The sequence below is a fragment of the Pedobacter antarcticus genome (genome assembly GCF_900112985.1).
In the GTDB taxonomy this organism is placed as follows: domain Bacteria; phylum Bacteroidota; class Bacteroidia; order Sphingobacteriales; family Sphingobacteriaceae; genus Pedobacter; species Pedobacter antarcticus.
In genome coordinates this window covers 17,383-38,723 of the sequence record NZ_FONS01000001.1, presented here as the reverse complement: position 1 = coordinate 38,723, position 21,341 = coordinate 17,383, and the positions used below count along the sequence as shown (strand labels likewise).

Genomic DNA, 21,341 nt, shown 5'->3' with positions numbered 1-21,341 from the left:
TTCATTGTTCCTTCAATCGGAATTGAAGAAATAACGAAGGAATAATGAAGGAAATTTTAACGAGGTTCGATACAATGACGAAACACACCTTATCGTCCGGGGATAACCCGAAGTTTACCCAAAGAGAGTAGTGTCTAAGAAAAAGACTCATTTATCAATTCCATATTAAGCACAGCACCAGTAACTGAACCATTATATACAGCGTTGGCGATAGAGCGCATTGGACTTATATTGTCACCGCAAGCGTAAATGCCCGGAATGGTAGTTTTCATAAACATATCTGCCTTAATATGACCTTGTTCAGTCATCTCACAGCCTAAATCTTCAGGAATTGAACAATGCTGAGTAAAGCCAAGTCTCGCGTACAAAACATTTAAATTAGCCTCTGCACCATCATTAAATATGATTTTTTCGATTTGGCCATTTTCATGAACGATCCGTTTCACTACTTTTTCTTCTATAGTAAAACCATGCTCCTGCAAAATTTCAGTCTGGGCAGCGGTTAAGTCAGATTTACCGTTAGTGTATAACGTCAGGTCCTTTGTCCAGTTAGATATTAGTTTAGCGGTTTCAAATCCTAAGTCCCCATTTGCGAGTATCCCGGTTTTTTCATTCTTATATTCGTAACCATGACAATAGGGGCAGTGTATGACAGAAATTCCCCAGCATTCTGCAAAACCCTCAATCGCAGGCATACTATCGCTAATTCCGGTCGCAAAAACCAGCTTTTTGCCTAGAAATGATTTGCCTGATCGCGTACTAATTTCAAAGCCAGAATCTGTTTTTATTCCTTTGACTGCTAAATCTGTCAGGAATTCAACTGTTTTATATTGCGTTAATTGCTCCTTTGCGATAGATAGGATTTCTGTCGGTGTAGAACCGTCCTGCGTAAGGAAGTTGTGTGAATGTGGCGTTTGCTGGTTACATGGTTTTCCGCTGTCAATAATAAGTACATTGCGTAATGCGCGTCCAAGACACATACCAGCAGATAATCCGGCACTGCTTCCGCCGATTATAATCACGTCAAAATTTGTAGTTTTTTCCATTTTTTTAAAAATTGATGTCCTTTAGCTGAATTAATAATGGTTAAGCTCAGCGAGACTTTCGCCAAGAAAGTGTTTAATGCACTGATTAACTGATCCCGATACTTTTACTGAAAGAATACCAGGCAAATTTTTTGATATTATTAGGCGCTACATTACCAGAACTTATTGACCTGAGCGTAGTATTAATCATACCACTAAATAATTCATAGATCCACTCAGGAGTGAGTTCGCTGGTTATGATATCTTGCTTCTGTAAAGCAATGATCAGTGCAAGCCACCGGCTATTAATATCATCGTACTCGCGGTTTTCTTCATTACCTGCTGATGGTTGGTAATCAGATCTTTGGTATGTTTTATCAAAAAAAGCATATTTACTCCCACAATCTATGCCTGCGTATAAGGTTAATTCCAATTGCTTTAACGGAACAGTACTCGCTTCAAAGGCAGCATTCATCGCAGCTTTACAAGTCAAAGCCATTTCCTGCCTGCAAGCTTCAAGTAATATTTTTCTGTCTTTAAAATAGCGGTAGAGTGTACGCGGGGTTACTTCTGCTTTGTCCGCTACCATGTCAAGTGTCCCGGACGGGTCGTTGTTAAACACAATTATCGCTGCGTCAATAATTCTTTTCTTAGTCACTTCCATGTCGCAATAATATGACATATTTTATTTAAGTGCGACATATGTCTGTCATAAATACAAATGGAAACTCCAATCTAATTCGATTTTTTTTCCTTACCTACGTAACATACCTCTGCTTATGAGTGTCATAGCAGCATATATCATCTAACATGGCTCTCATAATAACAAACCTGACCAAAAAATACAATACACAGAAACCTGCACTTACGGATTACTCCATTAACATTAATAAAGGAGTTTTAGGTTTATTAGGCCCGAACGGCGCCGGAAAATCAACACTAATGAAGATCATTGCGACTATTAGTAAACCTTCATCAGGAACATTGTTATTAGATGGTGCGGACATTGTTCAGAAACCGGATACAATTCGCAAAGTACTCGGTTATCTACCGCAGGATTTCGGTGTGTATCCTAATCTTAACGCCTATGAGTTTCTGGAGTATATAGCCGCTATGAAAGGTATTGGTGGTAAAAGGCTTCGGCAGCGTATAGATTTGCTGTTGGAGGGTGTCAACCTTACCGCCGATGCCAAAAGGCCGATAGGAACTTATTCAGGTGGTATGAAACAGCGGATCGGGATAGCACAGGCATTGCTTAATGATCCTAAAGTATTGATATTTGACGAGCCCACGGTTGGACTCGATCCGGAAGAACGGATGCGGTTTCGCCAGCTAATTTCCGATCTGGCACACGATTGTATTATTATCCTGTCATCGCATATTGTATCAGATATTGAGACTATTGCAGACGAGGTGGCTATTATGCAGGATGGTAAGCTAATCACACATGCACCACAGTATGATATTATCAAACAAGCCGAGGGCCGGATATTTGAGGTGCTGCTGGAAACTAATACACTTAATCAATTTAAAAATCAATACAAAGTGATTGATACGGCCCGTCAGAGCGATAGGATAAAAGTACGTTATATCAGTACCAAAGATAATGTAGCTCCTGAATCAATCTCCGTTACAGCCACGTTAGAGGACGCTTACCTGTTTTTAACCCATAAAAACGGCTAAGCTATGCAATATCTCTACAACATTATAAAAGCCGATTACCTGCAGCGTACCCGTAGCTATTCATTTTTGATAACATTGGCGGTTACCGTCTTCATAGCTTACTCATTTGTGCCGCCGGATACCGCAGGTTATACCACCTTAAGCGCTTCGGGGTACCGGGGAGTTTACAACTCAGCCTGGGTAGGTTACGTATCAGGGATTATGACTACTGTTATGTTATCTTTCTATGGTTTCGTGCTGGTTAACAGTGGTATTAAAAAAGACATCGAAACAGAAGTAGGTCTTATTATAGCCACCACCTCTCTTACTAATTTTAAATATCTGCTAAGCAAGCAGATCAGTAATTACCTGGTATTGCTAACTATTACCGGTATTACGTTTATGGTAAGCATTGTTGTGTTTCTCGTGCGCGGAACAGACCAGCCATTTATTCTGGCTAACTTTATTCTTCCTTATTTATTCTTCGCTATCCCGGCGTTATTTGTAGTAGCCGCTTTGGCTGTGACAGCAGAAGTTTTTCTGGGTAAGCGTAGTATTCTGCAGTTTATAATATACTTTCTATTATGCGGTGTCTGTATGTCATTTATCAATAATAAAGGCGGTAATGACTCATCCGGTGTTTTTGATCCATTTGGTTTAAGCCTAATCAGTAAAAGTATTACCCAACATATTAATACCAATTTTCACGAAAATATCAAGTCTGTATCATTTGGCTTTATTTTTAATGGGCACAAAACCTATAAATTTTTTGAATGGGAGGGCCTTAACTGGACATCTGTATTTATATTCAGTCGCGTGGTCTGGATAGGCTTTGGATTACTTTTAATATATATATCCTCTCTTTTTTTTCACCGGTTTGATTTCAATCAAGCTGTAACCAATAAAAAAAAGAAACTCCAGGCATTAGCATCCCTTAAACCCGTCCAGTTAATTAATCCGGCAGGAATAACCAGGGGTATATTACCGCCACTGTCATTTAACTATGGGATTTTTCCGCTTATCAGAACTGAGTTTTTATTACTGATAAGGCAGGGTAATAAATGGTTGTGGTTATTGAATGCAGCTTTATGGGGAGCTATGTTTCTAGTTCCCTTTGATCTCGCCTATAATTATCTGCTGCCGGTGTTATTGTTTTTGCAGGTGACACGCTGGTCAGAACTGGTTACTAAAGAGAAAACTAACCGGATTCATTACTTTGCGTATGCATCATATAAACCCTTACAGCGTATGCTACCTGCTCAAATTATAGCCGGTATATTATTAGCGATAAGTTTGTCTTTACCCGTCATTATTCGTAGTATATCAGCTTCTAATATATATGGTGTTGCGGGCCTGCTCAATGGGGCAACGCTAATTGTATTACTAGCGGTAGCGCTTGGTATATTAACAGGGGGCAAAAAACTTTTCGAGATATTTTTCTTTCTGCTTACCTACGCAGTGATTAATAAAGTGCCGCTAACGGATTACCTGGGCAGTTTGCCAGCTCATCATACACCATTTTTCATATTGACTGTTTTAGCGATGAACCTAGCCCTGACCGGAGTTCTCTTTTTAGCCAGAGCTTATCAGATCAGGCACTTATAACTAACGCATCTTTCGCACCTCTATAGGTGCTCGTACTCATTCCTTTATGCCTTTTAAAAAACTTATTCATATGACTTTCGTCAGCAAAGCCAAATTCCTCTACAAGCTCATTAATCCTACAATCGCTAAAATTTAATCTGTATTCAATGAGACGAAGACGGTAATTTGCAATAAAATGCGTGATAGTTTCGCCGCATGCCTCTTTGAAATATACACTTAGATAATTAGTAGATACACCGAATTTACCGCAAATAACAGGCGCTTTCAATTGCCCTGGCGAGTAAATATTCGATTGGATATAATTTATAATGTCGACGATCTTTTTATTCGCGTGTTCTTTAATATTGGCGGGTTTAAATTTAGCTATATTCCTTGCTGCTATTACAATCAAGGCATTGATTAAATGTTGATTAAGGTCATTATTATACAGATCATTGTATTTAATATTATGCAGGATTGATCCTACGATTGAGTTAACAAGTAATTTGTCATTCGCATTTTCAATAATGCATCCAGATACATGGGACGCATTATGCAGCAGGCATTCGATATGATCAATACTCTTCCATTGGTATTCTTTAATATATCCTTTATTAAAACGGATAATCAGAAATTCGGTTAGTGTTTCTACATAAAAAGCATGATAATCATTTGGTGTAATCAGTAAAAATGAACCAGCCTGATAAGTTATACGATTTCCGTTTACTTCATGCGATCCGCTCCCAGACACAATATGAACGAACTGGAAAAAATTAAATGAGCTGTCTGTCATCGGACACTGATCCGTCTGGCTGTAGATTATTTCCACCTGATGGTGCATACTTTCTTTTCTCATCATACAAACATACCTAATTATACCAAAATAGTACTGATAACAAACTGATTTTCCGGTCTATTTTTGCTCGATGTAGCGCTCCAGAAATGAGCCTATTCACAAATCAAATAGCATACACAATTAAAAGAACTAAAATGAATCAAGATTCAGTGTTATCAAAACAGCTACCATTTTTAAAATTAGTTCCGTTGGCTTTAGCGGGTTTTGTTGCAATAATGACCGAAACCATGCCGGCTGGTTTACTACCAGAGATAGGAGCAAGCCTGGGGATAAAGGAATCTTTAGTCGGGCAGCTGATTACACTCTATGCCCTGGGGTCTGTAATGGCGGCAATTCCAATTATTTCAGCGACGCTTCACTGGCCAAGAAAACGATTGCTATTAATGGCCACGGTCGGTTTTTTTGTATTTAATGCAATAACTGCTTTATCGACTAGTTATATACTTACTTTATGTGCCCGGTTTATAGCGGGTATGGCAGCGGGAATTACATGGGGTCTATTGATCGGGTATTCAAGGGGTATCGTACACCCGGGTATGGTTGGAAGGGCTATAGCGGTAGTGGGTGCCGGACAGCCAGTTGCTTTAGCAATAGGTCTTCCATTGGCGGTATGGCTTGGTAAAGTTTTTAGTTGGGAGGGTGCTTTCTGGACAATGTCTGCATTATCTTTATTACTTATGATCTGGATGATCATTGCATTACCTGATGTCAAAGGATTGGTACCACAGAAAAAATTAAGTGCTTACCGTGTATTTATGCTCGGGGGTATAAGGCGTATATTGCTTATTATGTTCATGTGGATACTGGCCCATAATATTCTTTATACTTATATTTCACCTTATCTCTCTGATTTTGGCCTCACTGACAGGGTTGATTTAATATTGCTGATCTTTGGTGTATCATCCCTTATAGGAATTGGTATAGTAGGTATTTTAATTGACAGGTGGCTTATTCTTCTTGTAAAAGTAAGCTTGCTGGCATTTGCCATGGGCGCATTTTCACTAGTTATAGCTAATCAATTCCAACCTTTATTATACTTTGGCATAGCTTTGTGGGGAATTTCCTTTGGAGGTGTGTCTACATTACTTCAAAAGGATATGGCAGATCGGGCCGGTGATAATTCTGATGTCGCACAATCTATGTTTGTGACTGTATTTAATCTGGCAATTGCAATCGGCGGTATTACCGGCGGGGTTTTGCTGGAAAAACTAGGCGCCTCATCTTTTCCTTGGGCAATCATATTATTTTCAGCACTGATATTTTTTTGCTTGTCTAATCGAAAACGAACAGCTCCAAAAAACACACAGGTGCCAGTGAATAGGAATATCTGATGTTATAGGTTGAGCAGATTTCAACAGAGCTATCTTTATTTGTTATTTTTGCGGACTACCCCGACTGGTTTTAACCTCTGAATGGCGGGAAAAGATATCTAATATGATAAAGAAGAGTATCTCAAAGAATTTACTATTGATTGCATTTACCTTTATCGGCTCCTATGCGACAACATTCGTTATACTCCCTTATTCGTATTGGCAGAAATATATTGATTTACCAGTTTTCAGAATAGTAGCCGATGTTCTTATAAATTTGGCCTTTTGTATAGCTATTCTCGCAATAAGTATGCTGATAGACAGAAGGCTCAATAAAAAAGTCCCATGGATGATCCATCCTTTCAGACGTCTGCTCACTCAGGTGTTTTATCAGATTATAGGAGTACTGTTCTTTATCATATTATTATCAATAACTTATTTAATAATAGTCGGAGTTGCTGTGGATCCCCGATTACCGGCACTTGGCCTGAGAGAGGCGACATATACAATTATATCCATCATACTTTGGGCTTTGGTAGTTAGTGCCCTCACTACTGGTGATTATTTATTGAGAAACTGGAAGACGGCGACCAGGAAGGCAGCCGAATTTGAGATTAAGGCTGCACAGCATAAACAGATGGCGGCCGAAATAGAACTCGAGGCACTTAAATTACAACTTGACCCGCATTTCGTTTTTAATAACCTCAGTGTACTCGCAGAATTGATATTGAAAGACCAGCAGCTAGGATATGACTATACGGAGAATTTCGCTAAAGTATACCGTTATCTTTTAACAAATTCTAAAAAAACACTGATCAGTCTGCGTGAGGAACTTAGGTTTCTTGATGCTTATCTTTTTCTAATTAAGAATAGGATGGGGGGCGGAAGTGTCTTTCAGATTAATATTGATGAGTCTAAACTCGACATGCTGATACCTCCGGTTACGCTTCAGCTGTTCATAGAAAATGCATTAAAATATAACCGTACAGAAGAAGATAATCCTTTAGTTGTGAACATCTATTCTAATGATGACGATGAACTGGTGGTCTCGAATATATTACTACCGCTGATTAAAGAAAATAAATCTACTGGCATAGGCTTAAAAAATATCATCGATCGATATGCTTTATTAGGTGGTAGAAAGCCAGTTGTAGAGAGAGATGATGAAAGTTTCACTGTAAAAGTCCCCCTTATTATTGAATATAATGAAGAAGATATTAATTCTGGAAGATGAAAAACCCAACTCAGACCGGATACAACGCCTGATGCTAAAAATCAGACCAAATATTCAGATCGTTGGTGTTTTAACTAGTGTAAAGAAAACCGTAGACTGGCTCTCTGAAAATGAATGTCCCGACCTGATCATAATGGACATACAACTGGCAGATGGTATAAGTTTCGAAGTCTTTAACCTGGCAGACGTGACATGCCCGGTGATTTTTACAACTGCTTACGATGAGTATGCTATCAAAGCATTTAAATACAACAGCATAGATTATTTGCTCAAACCAATTGAGAAAGAGCAGTTGGAAGCGGCCATTGTCAAATTTGAAAAGTCTGTGCAGCAATCAAATTTGGAATACCCCCTGATTGAGGAACTGATTGCTCAGATCCAGCCAAAGGACTACAGAACTCGTTTTCTGCTTCCCTACCGGGACGGCTATAAAAAAGTGAGTGTCGAGGATATCGCTTTTTTCTATTCTAATCTGAATATTAGTTATGCAGTTCTTTTCAACGGAGAGCAAAATGTCGTACCGCATACCCTGGAAACTCTGGAGCAGGAATTAGAACCTAAAAACTTCTTTAGAGTAAATCGTCAGTATATCGTACATGTCAATTCGATAGAAAAAGTTCATAATTTCTTCAACGGTAAGCTTAAACTTAAGGTGAAAAACTGCGCAGATGACGACCTTATTGTCAGCAGAACAAAAGCTCCTTTGTTTAAAACGTGGCTTGACTATTAGCCGGGGTCAACTCAAGAGACCCGTTCGTCAATTCAGCAGATATTTTCGTTGTTTCACTTAACTAGTCGTATTAGCGAGGTTAGCTACCGATAACTTTGAGGCATCAAAACAATAATAATATCAAAATGATGACAAAAACAAATGCAATGGCCGACTTAAAGTTGAAAATAGTTGGTCAGAAAATCAAAGTTGCAAGTATTGAAGAAACAATGTCCGGATTTCAAAATTATGGGGTAAAGACGCTATTAGTCGTTTGTCTGTTAGTCGCATCACTTCATGTATCTGCTCAGAAAGTAGCAGTATTAGATGCCTTTTCCAAAAACAATATCGATGAAAGTATTCTTGATCCGAACAATCTTAAGCAACCAGAAGACTTTGCCTACGAACTGAAACAAACAGTGATTGCCGCTGGTAAAGAAAAAACTACCGTGGCAACCTATGACCCATCCAATCCAAAGGAAAAGCAATGGACCGTAGTATCTATAGAAGGGAAATCTCCATCGAAGTCGGAGATTAATTCTTTTAGAAAAAATCAGAATCAACCAGACGACGCGAGCAAAATAGACGACGCAAGCTACGAGATTGAGAAGCAAACATCAGATCAGCTGGTTATTAGCTACAAGGTGGATCCCGGAACTGTTGCTAAAAAAGCTGCGTTTTTGAAAGATTGCAGGTCATATATGACTATCAATCTAAGAAGTAAAAAACTGGAACAAATACAAGCACTGAATGAAAAACCGGTTAAAATCGCGATTCTTAAAGCCGATAAATTAGATCTTACCTTAAAATACACCTGGAATGATCAGGCGAAGCGCTACGTGACTACGACTTCAAACCTCGGTATTCAAGCTAAATTTCTTGGTCAGTCTGCTGATATACAGACCATTTCGGAGTATTCAAACTATACAAAAAAATAAGAATTTTACGCCTTCTGAGCCCCTTGCAAAAATCAGGTTTAAGTTTTTCTGTGCCCAAACTTTATAAGCTCATCCAGGTTAATAAGAATTGCACAGGGGCTCATTTGTCACATACCCCTACAGATCAATATGTTAGAATATTTCATTCTTCTCAGCGATTAGTTTGAGCACATATTCCATTTGCGTGTCCCGATTCTGCATAAAATCACTGAAAGTAGGCCAGACTGTATCATCGGGAATAATGCCCCTGCCTATTGGCTGATCTGACTTTACCGGTGCATCCTGCTCAACAAAAACCGTAGAGAACTTAGTCTTTAATTTTGAATGGGGAAGTTCATATATTAATGACATATGGCCGTTATGACTATAATATCCTCCAACTGTTTCTACGCCAACAATGGTTACGTTGCGTGCATAAGCTTTTACCAGCGAAGCCAGGTGAGAAGCCGCAGATGCTACATTTTCATCAATGAGTAAATAGAGCTTCCCTTTAAAACCAGGTTGCTTAGGGTGATAAACCGGATTATACTTGACGTTCTGCAAGTTCTTACCATTCCGTAATGCGGGGAAATAGTCCTTCAGCATTCGCTTCCCGTCAGCTTTATCTGCCGAATCCATTTTTACTGCAGTAGATATTCCCCAAAAATATTTTTCATATGGAATCCCGTTATCAAATATAGTATAGGCCAGGGTATTTTCTTTGAAAGTGGAATCCGTCAGGTACATCATCGGTTGTTCATAAGTAGGATCACTGCCGCCGGGATTGCCACGAATATCCAGAATCAGATTAGGTATATTGTTGTCGCTAAGTGAGCGGAATACACTGTCGATAAACGCAACATATATTGGAAATGCCGGATCGTCTGTTCCAGATGCCATGGAAAATATCCGCAGGTTTAACAGACCAGTCGATGGATTCACCATCTTAAAACTGTACTTGGGCTGCACATTGTAATCAATTATACTATCGACAGGCGCACTATGTCGCAAGGTGAGGTTGGCTTTTCTTTCTTCGAGCGATACAGCTGGTACCGTCACGGTTTGCTGTTCAGTCGTGCCAGGGGGGATAAATCCGATGGTGAATTTATCATTGATCCCATACTCATAAAGATAACGTAAACCATAACTTCCGTTTACACTTCCCGATAGCTTCTGTGTCTGGCTAAAACCGTCCGCCGTTAAATATTTATAAAAGGACTGCATCAGCTTCTTGTCTGTAATGCCATTAATACTAGTCACCCGGGACCCTAAAGGGATTTTGTCTGTTTTGCTGTTAAAAACCATATTTCCCTCAATATATTTAAGCGCAAATGGAAAGAAGCCGCGCTGCTGATTAAAATACCTGACCAGGCTGGCCTGAGGTTCTGTATAGTTGTGGCAACTTCCTTCAAAATCAGTCAGCTGCAAAATTATTTTGTAAAAATCGAGTGTGGACATCGGCTTACGCACCTCTCTAAAAGCCCATTTATAGATACTATCAATCTGTTTTTGAGTCCGATATCGATAAAGACCAGAATTAGTTTTTTTACGGATATCAAGGAACACCTCAAGGTCCTTCTTCATCTCTTTTGGATGAAGCTGCTGGTTGTATACAGACATGCTGTCGACAGGTTGTTTGGGCTGCTTTAAAGAATTCGCAGCTGACTGTACCCATCCCTGATGCATCAGTAATAGCAAAAACAGTACTTTTTTCATGTGATTTTCGAATATTCAACGTTAAATTACAAAAACCTGCAGAAAGGTTGGTAGTTTAATCAATAATTACGAACTAATAACTGCCTGGATAATTTGAATATTCATATCAGAAAGCAATTGATCTTTTAAATTTTTTATAACATCTAATGAACGAATTAAAAAAAGAGGCTGCAAGAGCGGCTTTACCCTTTTTGAAACCGAATCAGATCATTGGATTGGGCGCTGGGGCTACTATAGGTCACCTCGTCGATCTGATCTACAAGGAAATAGCCTTTAAAGATTCCATAAGTTTTGTGACTCCTTCATTGCCAACAGCTCAGCTCCTTCAAAATTGCAGTTTGGCCTGTCTGGACTATGCTGACTTAAGTAAAATAGATTATCATTTCGATGGCTGTGATCAGGTTGATGAAAATCTAAATGCCTTAAAAAGTGGTGCCGGTATTCATACTGAAGAGAAAATATGCGCTGCTATGGCACAGGAATTCATTATCCTGGTGGATAAGGATAAATCTGTTCACGTTCTCAATACAACTTTTCCTCTGTGTGTAGAACTACTTCCTAAAGCACTGACATTTGTTAAAAGCACTGTAGAATCTTTATACTGCGAGCAGCAGGTAAGATTAAGCTTGCGTATAAATGACAAGGTAAATGACCCCGTTATCACAGCTAATGGCAATTTCCTGCTCGATGTATATTTTGATACCATGCCGGATCTCGGCGAGTTAAATAAGACGATTAAATCTTTACCAGGCGTTATAGATCATTCCTTATTTTATCAAATAGCATCTAAAGTTATTATAGCAGCGTCAGAAGGGGTGCGGATTTTGAAAGCCAGATGAAAGGGTAGGATTTCGTTTACGCCCCTCGTAACTTAAGATTGTAGGAGGGGCGTAAGAAGTGCTATCTTCTGCAGATTACTGGATCATTCTGGTTGTATGGAATAACCTTCGAGTATATCGGAAATCTCCTGTATTATCTTCGTACTAAAAGTATGTCTGCCTTTTAACCACCTTTCTATTTCTTGTGAATTGATATCTAGGGAGACAGCCAGGTCATTTACCGACAGTCCTTTATCAGCTAACGTTTTCTCGGTTTTACCGGCAATATCTAGATTCAGTTGTGCTAATTCTTCTATAGCAGGGTTCCCGCTTTCTTCCAGCCAGATCGACGCAAAATCGTTCTTTTCCATTTGTTTCTCGTAATCGTTTAAAGTATTCCGGGCCTTCAGCACGGTGTTCATTTCGGCGGCAAATTTAATGATAATACTTCTGTTATTGCAAGCACATAGGAATTGAGTGTTGATCCCAGTGATTCAACCTTTGTCTAAAGACCTGCATCGGTGTTTATTTTCTTTTGTTTTCTAAATTGATAAACTGAGCCAACAATAAATAATACTAAGATAATAAGCAGTGTTTTACCTATTACCGGATCAGTTGAGTCGCTCGCTAAAGGATGGCCGATTGGAATACGCGTAAAAGTTTCGTTAATGGTAGGAAGCCACGATAGAAAAAAGCTGAATGACAGGAAAAAGTTCTCAAAATACCGGCTCCGGTTGCTCCCTTTTTTCTTTGAATAGAGAAAGTAGGCTACACATACAAAAATCAAAATTAATATCGAAAAGACATGTCCTGGATTAAATCCACCATGTTTTGAAATACCTAATGCGGTTAATGAAGTAATTACAGTTCCGTAAAAATAGATCTTCCCATATAATTCTGCCAAATTGATTTTGCCGTATTTTACATACGATATGACTGCAGTAGCAATGGCAAGTATGCCAATGATTGTGTGAAAGATCCCTAAGTTTGAAAGTCCCATGATTTAGATTTTAGATTGTTTGATTTGAATAGAATATGATTAACATATAGTTAATAGTCAGTTATTCATATCACAAAGGTGTCAAAGGAAAGAGGAAGGAACTTTGTGGATTGGCTCAATTATTTGGCAATTTGGGTCATGCACTCTCCAGCCAATTTATCTAACTTTGGCATTTTCGTTCGTATATTTCTAATTATAGATTTTCAAAGTGATGGTTACAAGTGATCTGCTGCAACAAGTGGCTTTTATTAAAGAGATTGATAAATTAAAATATATCCAGCGCAGGACTAAATTATTTAATAGTGAAAGGCATGAAAACGATGCAGAGCATAGCTGGCATTTAGCAATGATGACACTAGTTTTGGCAGGGCACTCTGATAAGCCTATTGACGTGCTTAAGGTACTGAAGATGGTGCTGATTCATGATTTAGTAGAAATAGATGCGGGTGATACTTTTATCTACGACACCTCAAAAAACCACTCCAATACAGATGAGGAACGCTTGGCTGCAAACCGTATTTTTGGAATATTACCGGAATTACAAGCTCAAGAATTTATCGCGATATGGGAAGAATTTGAAGAAGGGATCACTGACGATGCTAAATTTGCCAGAACTATGGACAGGTTTGAACCACTACTGCAAAATTCCACTAATAATGGTGGTACCTGGGCGGAATTTGACGTGGAATATCATACTGTTTATAATAAGAAAAAAGCCATTCAGGATGGTTCGTCTTCAATTTGGACCTATGCTGAGCACTTATTAAATGATAGTGTAGAAAAGGGGATTCTCAGGAAAGATATGCCTCCTGAAAAGCAGGAATAGAGCTGCTCTGAATACATCAATGAAAATCAGCTGGAGAACGATAATGGGCAGCAGCGATCGCTGCTTATGGCTTGTGTTTTAGTTTTAGCCGATAATTAGTTGGCGTAACCTCATATCTATCGTGAAAGCTTTTAGTGAAATTTGCCAAATCATTAAAACCACAATTAAAGGCAATGTCTGTGATCCGGTTACCAGAAGCTAAAAGTAGTTCTGCAGCTTTTTCCAGCCTTTGGGTTTTAATATAATTTGCAGGGGTGTCACTATACAATTTTGCAAATTCTCTTTTAAATGATGAAACACTTAAATTGGCTTTTCGTGCCAATTCTTCGACCCCAACCTGTAAAAACAGGTGCGCCTCTATTATTTGTTTGAAAGTATAGGTTACCGGCGAAAAAAGCTGTGATAGTATTACTTGTATCGATTCGGCATTGCGAGTTTGTGATAGTAACAGGATGATTTCTTTCAATTTTAAAATTAAGATATCATCATTTACCAGGGATGGGTTTTCAAAATAAAACAAGAGCCCCTCAATGTACTTCTGTATCAGAAAGTCATTGTTTATTTTTTCACTTGACAGATTGGATATTATACTCCCTGGACGTTGAAGCAACATAGGAAGTTCTCTTTCGTATATTTTCTTTAAGATATCCGGGTGAAAAGTAACGATTACAATTTCTCCATTACTATTTGAACCGGCATTATGTATTTGTCGTCCCGAGTTTATGCAATTTAGAAATAACGAGTAATTAGTTGGAATATTTACGTGTACATCATCGGATTGATATTGCATCTCACCCTCATGCATATATAAAAAGCAGGCTTGTTCTGATACAGGGAATGCAAATTTAAAAGGAGGTTGTAATACTATCTTTTGGATAAATGATTTCCCAAATAAGTCAATTTTCTTATAGTCTATTACCATAGTTATTAGCCAAAGTGAGGGGTTGGTACGATCTCAGATCTGAATGGTAAAAATAGCGGATTAAAATTCATTAGATGAACCCAATTAAAAAATGAATTGTCCGATTTTTCTGGCAAAATCACCTAAGTCGGTAAAGTTCGTATTGGATAATATGATAATTGTCACATCATCATTTAAATAGTGGAACCAAGCAGCGTTCGCTCCCATAATCCTTCCGTACCTTTCCATACGCTTATATTTTACGTCTGGTCCTTTACCACCTCTAATCCAGACACTATATCCATATTCATCCAATCCGGGAGTGAGCAGCTGATCGAGAGTTTCCTGCCTAATCAGTTTATAATTAAAAAGAGCATTATTAAACTTAATTAGGTCTGCTGTACAAGAATACATGGCCCCGGAAGCAGAAAAATCTTCGACGAAGACAGGGAGATTAGGAATTATACTTTGGGTTGCACTTCTGTAATACGGTGTAGCCAAGCCTTTTATCAATTTATAGTGCGAAAGTAAGCCGGAGTTACTCATATTTAAAGGAATGAGAATTTGATGATTTAATATCTGCTCGTATGACATCTTATACAGCTCTTCCAAAATTCTGCCTAAGATCATATATTCCCCATTGTTGTAATCGAATTTTTTCCCCGGCTCATTAACGAGTGGATCTGAGCAAAATTTGCTAACAATTTCATCTAAAGTATATGGGACATGAAAGAATCCTATACCGTATTTCATGAAATTGGCGTCCTTAGCAGTATCTATATTCTTCATTCCAGAGGTATGGTTTAACAACTGGTGGATAGATACTTTCTTGCCAGCTTCACCTTTATAGGCGGGCAGATAATCAATGATTTTTTTATCTAAATTAATCTTTCCTTTTTCAACCAGCTGAAGAATTAAAACGGCCGTGAATGTTTTGGTAATTGAGCAGACCTGATATACCGTTTCATTGGTTATTGGACTGTTAAATGCGCGTTCAGCAATTCCAAAGCTTTGATGATATAGGAGGGGTGCTGACCCTTTTTGCACCAAGATGGTTCCATTAAAATCATGCTCGCTGGCGTATTTTTCTACAAAGTCATTAAGGTTTTTATTTTGGGCAAACAGGCAGGGATTAATTAATAAAAAGCAAACAACGATTAAATAGTATTTCATGAATGAACAGGTTTAATTCCTCTTATAAGACACCTGAGTAAAACTTAAGTTGCACCCACTTAAATTTATGGATGAAAACATTTGCAAGGAGATCTGTTTCTAAATCAATTACTAAACTAGCTTAAAAATTGTCTCTGCCGGTGTATTTAAACTCCAAATTATATTAGGGTAACATAGTCGCTCCAGAGGTTAAATAATGATAATGAAACGCTATTGTTGAGTTAACAACACAGACCTACTTTCGTGGCTTAATAACCCATTCATGCAATGCTAAAAAGCCTGTTAAAGCACAATTTATCAATTATCTATCTATTCCTATGTGTGATACAAGCGGCAGATATAGTTGCACAGACAATACCAGCGACCCCGGTACAGAAGAATATCCAATCCCCTGAGGTTGATAAATTTGGTGCTGTAACGTTCAGGTTTCTGGCGCCAAATGCAAAGAAAGTAATGCTGATTATGGACGACGCCAAGCCCAGAAAAATGTCTATTGATACCGCTGGCGTATGGAGTTATCTGGAAACGTTCGCTCCTGACGTCTACCGGTATTCATTTGTTGTGGATGGTAATAATATGCCCGATCCAAACAATCCTTACATAAAACCTTTATTTAAAAGAGCATTAGGTCAAAGCCTGGTACATGTACCAGGACCTTCGACTTTAAGCTGGGAAGTGAATGATGTACCTCACGGGGTTTTAAGTCAGCATTTTTTTAGATCTGCAATAATCGGTGACCAGCGTGACATGCGTGTGTACACACCGCCAGGCTATGATCCTAAACGTCCGGAACCTTATCCGGTTCTATATCTGTTCCACGGTATTACCGACGAAACGAGCGCATGGGTTACCGCAGGACGTGAGAATATCATTATGGACAACCTGATTGCGCAAGGAAAGGCGAAACCTATGATAATTGTCAACACACTTGGATATGGAGCTCCGGAGATGTTTGATCCCGGAAGTGGGGTACGAAATAAGCAATCCTATGAAAAGAACGAGCGGCTTTTTGTCGCAGCAACCCTCAAAGAGGTCATCCCGATGGTCGAAGGATTTTATAATGTGGGCAAAACAAAAAAATACCGCGCTGTTGCTGGACTGTCAATGGGAGGAGGACAGTCGCTTGATATCGGACTGAACCACCCGGATGTTTTTGATTATGTAGGAGGCTTCAGCCCGGCAGTAATTCTGCTCGATCCGGATTATACAAAGGCATTCCCCAAATTGGATGAATCAATTAATCAAAAGCTTAGGCTGATCTGGATTGCAATTGGAAGAGATGATTATCTAACACCGTCAGTCAGAAAGTATATCGAGTGGCTGAAGACTAAGAATATCAGCTTTGAGTATAAGGAGTCGGACGGGGTGCATAGTTACCAGGTATGGCGCAGATACTTATCAGAATTTACACCTTTGCTTTTCAAATAAAGCAGATATTCAGTCAATCAAAGTATAAAACTGTCGAAAGAAAAACAGGCTATATTTTTGGGGCGGTTGAACTGGCCGGCAATTCAGGGGAATTCAGATGCTGTTTACTAAATAATTATGGATAATTTTGCAGTGAAATACAATCCAATTTTGAAAACAGATCTTTTCCTTGTTACACCTCCTTTTACACAGCTGAATACGCCGTATCCTGCCACTGCCTATATCAAGGGTTTTTTGAACACTAAAAATATCTCTTCAACACAGGCCGATCTGGGTATTGAAGTGATCCTTGCCTTATTTTCACGTAAAGGATTAGAAAACCTTTTTTTACATGCAGAGGGGCGGGCCGACCAATCCAAAAGTCCAAATGCGAAACGGATTATTGCTTTAAAAGAGGAATATATCAAATCAATCGATGCGGTAATCGCTTTTCTACAGGGCAAAAACCCAACCTTAGCTTTGCAGATTTGCCAGGAGGATTATCTGCCAGAGGCATCCAGATTTACGCAGTTAGAGGAATTGGACTGGGCATTTGGCTCAATGGGAACGCAAGATAAAGCGAAACATTTAGCGACGCTGTATCTGGAAGATATATCGGATTTCATTATTGAGTGTATCGACCCCAATTTTGGTTTTAGTCGTTATGCCGAAAGATTAGGCAGGAGCGCAAATTCATTTGATGAGCTGTATGGGGTACTGAATCAAGGTTACACCTATATGGATGAAATTCTCGTTAAAATCTTAGCAGATAAAATTGCCCATATCCAGCCTAAACTATTTGTCATTTCTGTTCCTTTCCCAGGAAACTTGTATGCCGCTTTCCGGTGCGCGCAATTTGTAAAGCAACATTATCCTGAAATAAAAATAGCAATGGGTGGCGGTTTTGCCAATACAGAATTGCGCTCCCTTTCTGATAACAGGGTATTTGAGTTTTTCGATTATATCTCCCTGGATGATGGAGAACTACCACTAGAACTGATCTTTAATGCTATTATAAATGATACTCCATTTAACCTGTATAAAAGAACATTTGTACTGGAGAATGGTGAAGTAGTTTATAAGAACGATGCGTTAAGAAGTGATTATAAGCAATTTGACGTAGGTACGCCGGATTATAGTGATTTGCATTTAGACCGTTATATTTCAGTTATAGAGATCGTGAATCCGATGCACCGGATGTGGAGTGATGGACGCTGGAACAAGCTGACAATGGCGCATGGCTGTTATTGGGGGAAATGCACCTTTTGTGATATTTCATTGGATTATATTAAAGTCTACGAACCTGTTGCAGCTAAACTTATTGTAGATAGAATTGAAGAATTAAGTGCGAATACCGGTCAGAATGGCTTTCACTTTGTAGATGAAGCAGCTCCGCCTGCGCTGATGAGGGAAGTTGCACTCGAAATTTTACGAAGAAAAATAACGGTGACCTGGTGGACAAACATCCGTTTTGAAAAAAGCTTTACCAGAGATTTAGCTATTTTACTTAAAGCCTCAGGTTGTATCGCCGTGTCAGGCGGTTTAGAAGTCGCATCTGATCGGTTGTTAAAGCTGATTGACAAAGGAGTATCTGTTGAGCAGGTAGCTCAGGTTACCCGGAACCTTACTGAAGCAGGAATATTAGTTCATGCTTACCTGATGTATGGTTACCCAACCCAGACAATTCAGGAAACTGTTGACAGTCTGGAAATGGTCAGGCAATTATTCGAAGCAGGAGTAGTGCAATCAGGCTTCTGGCATCAGTTCGCGATGACTGCTCATAGTCCTGTTGGCATGTATCCAGAAAGATTTGGTGTAGTTAAAGAGACCGAAACTATAGGAACCTTCGCTAATAATGATATCAATTATATTGATAAAACAGGTATCGACCATGATAGGTTTAGTTTCGGCTTAAAGAAATCACTATTTAATTTTATGCATGGCATTTGCTTCGATTATAAATTACAGGAATGGTTTGATTTTAAGATTCCCAGAACAACTATTTCAGCAGATTTCATTGAAAAGTCTTTAAAGGATGATCATAAACTCAATACGAAACCAACTGCTAAGGTAATTTGGTTAGGAGGGAAGCCCGAGCAGGAGCATTTTTCCAGATATAAAAAAAATAAGGCAATCGAAATGATGATCTTAACTTTCCACGATAAAAAGGAAAGCTTCAACATCCAAACCAGTCGGGAAGAAGGAGAATGGCTCTCTGCTTTCTTGCAGAAAATTGCGGTTTCTAATACTAAGGTTTATACTTTTCAGGAAACCAAAGCTGATTTTGAGACTACAATGGAACATTTTGAGCTGTTCTGGTATTCCGAGCCGGTTTATAGTTTAAGAGATTTTGGACTATTGGTTTTATAATAGTTTATAGCAGCTAGCCGGGTGTCTTATTAACCTTTTTATATACATATCTGACATTATACCAGGCAGCCTGGTCATTTACCGATTTCATGTCTGCAGGACTCTTAAACATATATTCACTATCGTTGAAATATTTTGATGAATTAACTAATCCATCTCTATGTCCATTCTCTGCAAATACGGAAGGCGGGCTAACTTTTTGAAAAGAATAATAAGACCCATAATGCTCAATTCTATCGGCTTTTTTTAATCCATATAATGCCCAAAAGCTGGCATATCGATTCCACTGGTAAATTGTATCATTACTGATTTTATATTTAAATGCATTTTTCTCATACTTTGCAGGTCTTTCAAAAATACTGTCATTTCTGACGATTAAAGTGTCATACTTTAAATCTGCCAATTTATCTTTGTTCCAAAATGATTCGGGCTCCTCAGTCGCGGAAACGTCTTTACCTCCACTATTAGAACCTTTAAAGACCTTAAAATCTATTGTTTCTTTATTTAAAAGCAGATAAACTGATTCTTCTAGTTCTGGCTTTTCAGGCGCAACATTTTCGATGCCATTTTTACTGCAGGCATTGAATATGATCAACAACATACCTAAACAGGCGAGATAATTTAGCTTCATTTTTGCAGGATTTATTTGGTTAGTGCTTGCATCTCTCACAGTTAATAAAGTTTTATTACCCCTGAGTTTAATAAGACGCGAAACGTTTATTAACCTAAGGTATATATAATTAATGTCTTTTGGTTAAAAAACATTAAAGAGCTTTTAGTAGCGTTCAAACCATGTGACATTAAGTGAGCCTCAAGACATTTTCTCGAACACCTTTCTGTATGATTTAAAACAAATAATTAATTTGGCCGATGAACTAGATGACAGGTAATCTATGTTCTCAAATAAAGATCACTGCAGTTTCACACTATAGGGCGATGGATATTTTCTGTACATTATATGTGCTTATAAATACCAACAATAACCAATGATAGAAAATCAAGTAAATCAAAATAGCTGTATCATTCAGGAATTCAACACAACTACTATCAATCGACTTGGTGGAGCAGCTATGTATTCCATCTATCTTTTACAAGGAAGGGGAAAGGTAACTATAGATTTGGTGGAATACCCTTTTGAAGGTAAAATTATACTGTTTGCAACTCCTTATCAAATGGTTTCTTTTAATGTAGAACAGCCACTTAAAACCAGAATACTGCAATTTCATGGTGATTTTTATTGTATAGAATATCATAAAAAAGAAGTTGCTTGTAATGGTCTTTTATTTAATAATATATATCAGCAACCCTACATAAACCTCGAGCCAGCTAGTTATATTGAAATAGATTCTATTTTAGAAAAATTGTCTGTTGAATTGCAAAACTCATCTTTATATACCGCAGTAGTGCGAGCTTATTTACAATTGATATTAGCATTATGTAGTAAAATCAAATCGGAACACAATGTGATTGATGAGGGAAAGAATATACATCATCCAGTAGTGAAATTTAAGACCTTATTGGAATGCAATTTTAATAAAGAAAGACAACCTTCTTTTTATGCTGACCAAATGGGTATTTCGCCAAATAATTTTTCTAAAATATGTAAACAGCATTTTTTAAAATCACCATCAACCCTTATTCAGGAAAGAGTTATTTTAGAGGCTAAAAAGTTGATTCATTTGAGTTATAAAAGTATGAAACAAATTGCTGTTGAGCTAAATTTTGACGATGAGAATTATTTTAGTCGCTATTTTAAAAAGCATACAGGTGTTACACCCAGTGCATTTCGGAACAACGTTGGGATATCTATAGTTGCAGATTTGTCCAGATAAT

General features: G+C 38.3%; 20 protein-coding genes. 11 read left to right on the top strand and 9 right to left on the bottom strand.

All coding sequences use genetic code 11. The features are described from left to right. Positions 1-134: 134 nt before the first annotated feature. Positions 135-1,046, bottom strand: coding sequence for an NAD(P)/FAD-dependent oxidoreductase (locus BM192_RS00205; protein ID WP_037442933.1), 912 nt, complete (start codon positions 1,044-1,046; stop codon positions 135-137). An 85-nt stretch (positions 1,047-1,131) separates the two neighbouring features. Further along, on the bottom strand, positions 1,132-1,707 hold the full coding sequence (locus BM192_RS00200) for a TetR/AcrR family transcriptional regulator (protein WP_081857538.1): 576 nt from the start codon (positions 1,705-1,707) through the stop codon (positions 1,132-1,134). A gap of 128 nt (positions 1,708-1,835) precedes the next feature. Here BM192_RS00200 and BM192_RS00195 point away from each other — a divergent pair, with 128 nt between their 5' ends. After that, positions 1,836-2,708, top strand: coding sequence for an ABC transporter ATP-binding protein (locus tag BM192_RS00195; protein ID WP_037442930.1), 873 nt, complete (start codon positions 1,836-1,838; stop codon positions 2,706-2,708). 3 nt (positions 2,709-2,711) lie between these two features. Beyond that, complete coding sequence (locus tag BM192_RS00190; RefSeq protein WP_037442928.1) at positions 2,712-4,292, top strand: hypothetical protein; 1,581 nt, start codon at positions 2,712-2,714, stop codon at positions 4,290-4,292. On the opposite strand, the gene BM192_RS00185 is transcribed toward BM192_RS00190, so the two are convergent. Beyond that, a complete protein-coding gene (locus BM192_RS00185) occupies positions 4,279-5,130 on the bottom strand; it encodes a helix-turn-helix domain-containing protein (protein ID WP_234797472.1) in 852 nt (283 codons plus the stop codon). The genes BM192_RS00190 and BM192_RS00185 overlap by 14 nt on opposite strands. A 131-nt stretch (positions 5,131-5,261) precedes the next feature. On the opposite strand from BM192_RS00185, the gene BM192_RS00180 reads away from it, so the two are divergent. The 4 genes from BM192_RS00180 (at position 5,262) to BM192_RS00165 (ending at position 9,318) form a co-directional block, all read left to right on the top strand. Continuing rightward, on the top strand, positions 5,262-6,458 hold the full coding sequence (locus BM192_RS00180; protein WP_051760103.1) for an MFS transporter: 1,197 nt from the start codon (positions 5,262-5,264) through the stop codon (positions 6,456-6,458). A 103-nt stretch (positions 6,459-6,561) separates the two neighbouring features. Continuing rightward, a complete protein-coding gene (locus BM192_RS00175) occupies positions 6,562-7,671 on the top strand; it encodes a sensor histidine kinase (RefSeq protein WP_037442924.1) in 1,110 nt (369 codons plus the stop codon). After that, a complete protein-coding gene (locus BM192_RS00170; protein ID WP_037442922.1) occupies positions 7,643-8,401 on the top strand; it encodes a LytR/AlgR family response regulator transcription factor in 759 nt (252 codons plus the stop codon). Before BM192_RS00175 ends, BM192_RS00170 begins: the two co-directional genes overlap by 29 nt. 125 nt (positions 8,402-8,526) lie before the next feature. Next, positions 8,527-9,318 (top strand): hypothetical protein, encoded by a 792-nt coding sequence (locus BM192_RS00165; RefSeq protein WP_037442921.1) that lies wholly within the window; start codon positions 8,527-8,529, stop codon positions 9,316-9,318. 132 nt (positions 9,319-9,450) lie between these two features. Here BM192_RS00165 and BM192_RS00160 read toward each other — a convergent pair whose 3' ends face one another. After that, positions 9,451-11,013: a S41 family peptidase gene (locus BM192_RS00160; protein WP_051760099.1), complete on the bottom strand. Its 1,563-nt coding sequence runs from the start codon at positions 11,011-11,013 to the stop codon at positions 9,451-9,453. Between the two features lie 146 nt (positions 11,014-11,159). Here BM192_RS00160 and rpiA point away from each other — a divergent pair, with 146 nt between their 5' ends. Continuing rightward, complete coding sequence (rpiA, locus tag BM192_RS00155) at positions 11,160-11,852, top strand: ribose 5-phosphate isomerase A (protein ID WP_037442919.1); 693 nt, start codon at positions 11,160-11,162, stop codon at positions 11,850-11,852. An 83-nt stretch (positions 11,853-11,935) separates the two neighbouring features. On the opposite strand, the gene BM192_RS00150 is transcribed toward rpiA, so the two are convergent. Both BM192_RS00150 and BM192_RS00145 read right to left on the bottom strand, forming a co-directional pair. Further along, positions 11,936-12,253, bottom strand: a complete 318-nt coding sequence (locus BM192_RS00150; RefSeq protein ID WP_037442917.1) for a helix-turn-helix domain-containing protein — start codon at positions 12,251-12,253, stop codon at positions 11,936-11,938. Positions 12,254-12,336: 83 nt separating this feature from the next. Continuing rightward, positions 12,337-12,831, bottom strand: a complete 495-nt coding sequence (locus tag BM192_RS00145) for a membrane protein (RefSeq protein ID WP_037442915.1) — start codon at positions 12,829-12,831, stop codon at positions 12,337-12,339. A 211-nt stretch (positions 12,832-13,042) separates the two neighbouring features. Here BM192_RS00145 and BM192_RS00140 point away from each other — a divergent pair, with 211 nt between their 5' ends. Beyond that, positions 13,043-13,657: an HD domain-containing protein gene (locus BM192_RS00140; protein ID WP_037442913.1), complete on the top strand. Its 615-nt coding sequence runs from the start codon at positions 13,043-13,045 to the stop codon at positions 13,655-13,657. 64 nt (positions 13,658-13,721) lie between these two features. Here the strand turns inward: BM192_RS00140 and BM192_RS00135 are convergent, their stop codons facing one another. Then, positions 13,722-14,579 (bottom strand): helix-turn-helix domain-containing protein, encoded by an 858-nt coding sequence (locus BM192_RS00135; protein WP_037442911.1) that lies wholly within the window; start codon positions 14,577-14,579, stop codon positions 13,722-13,724. Positions 14,580-14,663: 84 nt separating this feature from the next. Continuing rightward, complete coding sequence (locus BM192_RS00130) at positions 14,664-15,731, bottom strand: serine hydrolase domain-containing protein (RefSeq protein ID WP_051760098.1); 1,068 nt, start codon at positions 15,729-15,731, stop codon at positions 14,664-14,666. A 267-nt stretch (positions 15,732-15,998) separates the two neighbouring features. Here BM192_RS00130 and BM192_RS00125 point away from each other — a divergent pair, with 267 nt between their 5' ends. After that, positions 15,999-17,159, top strand: coding sequence for an alpha/beta hydrolase-fold protein (locus tag BM192_RS00125; RefSeq protein WP_037442910.1), 1,161 nt, complete (start codon positions 15,999-16,001; stop codon positions 17,157-17,159). Positions 17,160-17,276: 117 nt separating this feature from the next. Next, a complete protein-coding gene (locus tag BM192_RS00120; protein WP_201771397.1) occupies positions 17,277-19,508 on the top strand; it encodes a B12-binding domain-containing radical SAM protein in 2,232 nt (743 codons plus the stop codon). A 13-nt stretch (positions 19,509-19,521) separates the two neighbouring features. Here BM192_RS00120 and BM192_RS00115 read toward each other — a convergent pair whose 3' ends face one another. After that, positions 19,522-20,139 carry a hypothetical protein gene (locus BM192_RS00115; RefSeq protein WP_074963856.1) on the bottom strand — a complete coding sequence of 206 codons (618 nt, stop codon included), beginning with the start codon at positions 20,137-20,139 and terminating at the stop codon, positions 19,522-19,524. Positions 20,140-20,494: 355 nt separating this feature from the next. Here BM192_RS00115 and BM192_RS00110 point away from each other — a divergent pair, with 355 nt between their 5' ends. Further along, positions 20,495-21,340, top strand: a complete 846-nt coding sequence (locus tag BM192_RS00110; RefSeq protein ID WP_234797471.1) for a helix-turn-helix domain-containing protein — start codon at positions 20,495-20,497, stop codon at positions 21,338-21,340. Position 21,341: the final 1 nt, after the last annotated feature.

Excerpts from the sequence above, each read along its gene's own strand:
- BM192_RS00120 (WP_201771397.1), top strand. The coding sequence starts at position 17,277 with ATGGATAATTTTGCAGTGAAATACAATCCAATTTTGAAAACAGATCTT.
- BM192_RS00200 (WP_081857538.1), bottom strand. The coding sequence starts at position 1,707 with ATGTCATATTATTGCGACATGGAAGTGACTAAGAAAAGAATTATTGAC.
- BM192_RS00175 (WP_037442924.1), top strand. The coding sequence starts at position 6,562 with ATGATAAAGAAGAGTATCTCAAAGAATTTACTATTGATTGCATTTACC.
- BM192_RS00185 (WP_234797472.1), bottom strand. The coding sequence starts at position 5,130 with ATGATGAGAAAAGAAAGTATGCACCATCAGGTGGAAATAATCTACAGC.
- BM192_RS00135 (WP_037442911.1), bottom strand. The coding sequence starts at position 14,579 with ATGGTAATAGACTATAAGAAAATTGACTTATTTGGGAAATCATTTATC.
- BM192_RS00160 (WP_051760099.1), bottom strand. The coding sequence starts at position 11,013 with ATGAAAAAAGTACTGTTTTTGCTATTACTGATGCATCAGGGATGGGTA.
- BM192_RS00130 (WP_051760098.1), bottom strand. The coding sequence starts at position 15,731 with ATGAAATACTATTTAATCGTTGTTTGCTTTTTATTAATTAATCCCTGC.
- BM192_RS00205 (WP_037442933.1), bottom strand. The coding sequence starts at position 1,046 with ATGGAAAAAACTACAAATTTTGACGTGATTATAATCGGCGGAAGCAGT.
- BM192_RS00195 (WP_037442930.1), top strand. The coding sequence starts at position 1,836 with ATGGCTCTCATAATAACAAACCTGACCAAAAAATACAATACACAGAAA.
- BM192_RS00125 (WP_037442910.1), top strand. The coding sequence starts at position 15,999 with ATGCTAAAAAGCCTGTTAAAGCACAATTTATCAATTATCTATCTATTC.
- BM192_RS00140 (WP_037442913.1), top strand. The coding sequence starts at position 13,043 with ATGGTTACAAGTGATCTGCTGCAACAAGTGGCTTTTATTAAAGAGATT.
- BM192_RS00110 (WP_234797471.1), top strand. The coding sequence starts at position 20,495 with ATGATAGAAAATCAAGTAAATCAAAATAGCTGTATCATTCAGGAATTC.
- BM192_RS00115 (WP_074963856.1), bottom strand. The coding sequence starts at position 20,139 with ATGAAGCTAAATTATCTCGCCTGTTTAGGTATGTTGTTGATCATATTC.
- BM192_RS00145 (WP_037442915.1), bottom strand. The coding sequence starts at position 12,831 with ATGGGACTTTCAAACTTAGGGATCTTTCACACAATCATTGGCATACTT.
- BM192_RS00170 (WP_037442922.1), top strand. The coding sequence starts at position 7,643 with ATGAAGAAGATATTAATTCTGGAAGATGAAAAACCCAACTCAGACCGG.
- BM192_RS00180 (WP_051760103.1), top strand. The coding sequence starts at position 5,262 with ATGAATCAAGATTCAGTGTTATCAAAACAGCTACCATTTTTAAAATTA.
- BM192_RS00190 (WP_037442928.1), top strand. The coding sequence starts at position 2,712 with ATGCAATATCTCTACAACATTATAAAAGCCGATTACCTGCAGCGTACC.
- BM192_RS00150 (WP_037442917.1), bottom strand. The coding sequence starts at position 12,253 with ATGAACACCGTGCTGAAGGCCCGGAATACTTTAAACGATTACGAGAAA.
- BM192_RS00165 (WP_037442921.1), top strand. The coding sequence starts at position 8,527 with ATGATGACAAAAACAAATGCAATGGCCGACTTAAAGTTGAAAATAGTT.
- rpiA (WP_037442919.1), top strand. The coding sequence starts at position 11,160 with ATGAACGAATTAAAAAAAGAGGCTGCAAGAGCGGCTTTACCCTTTTTG.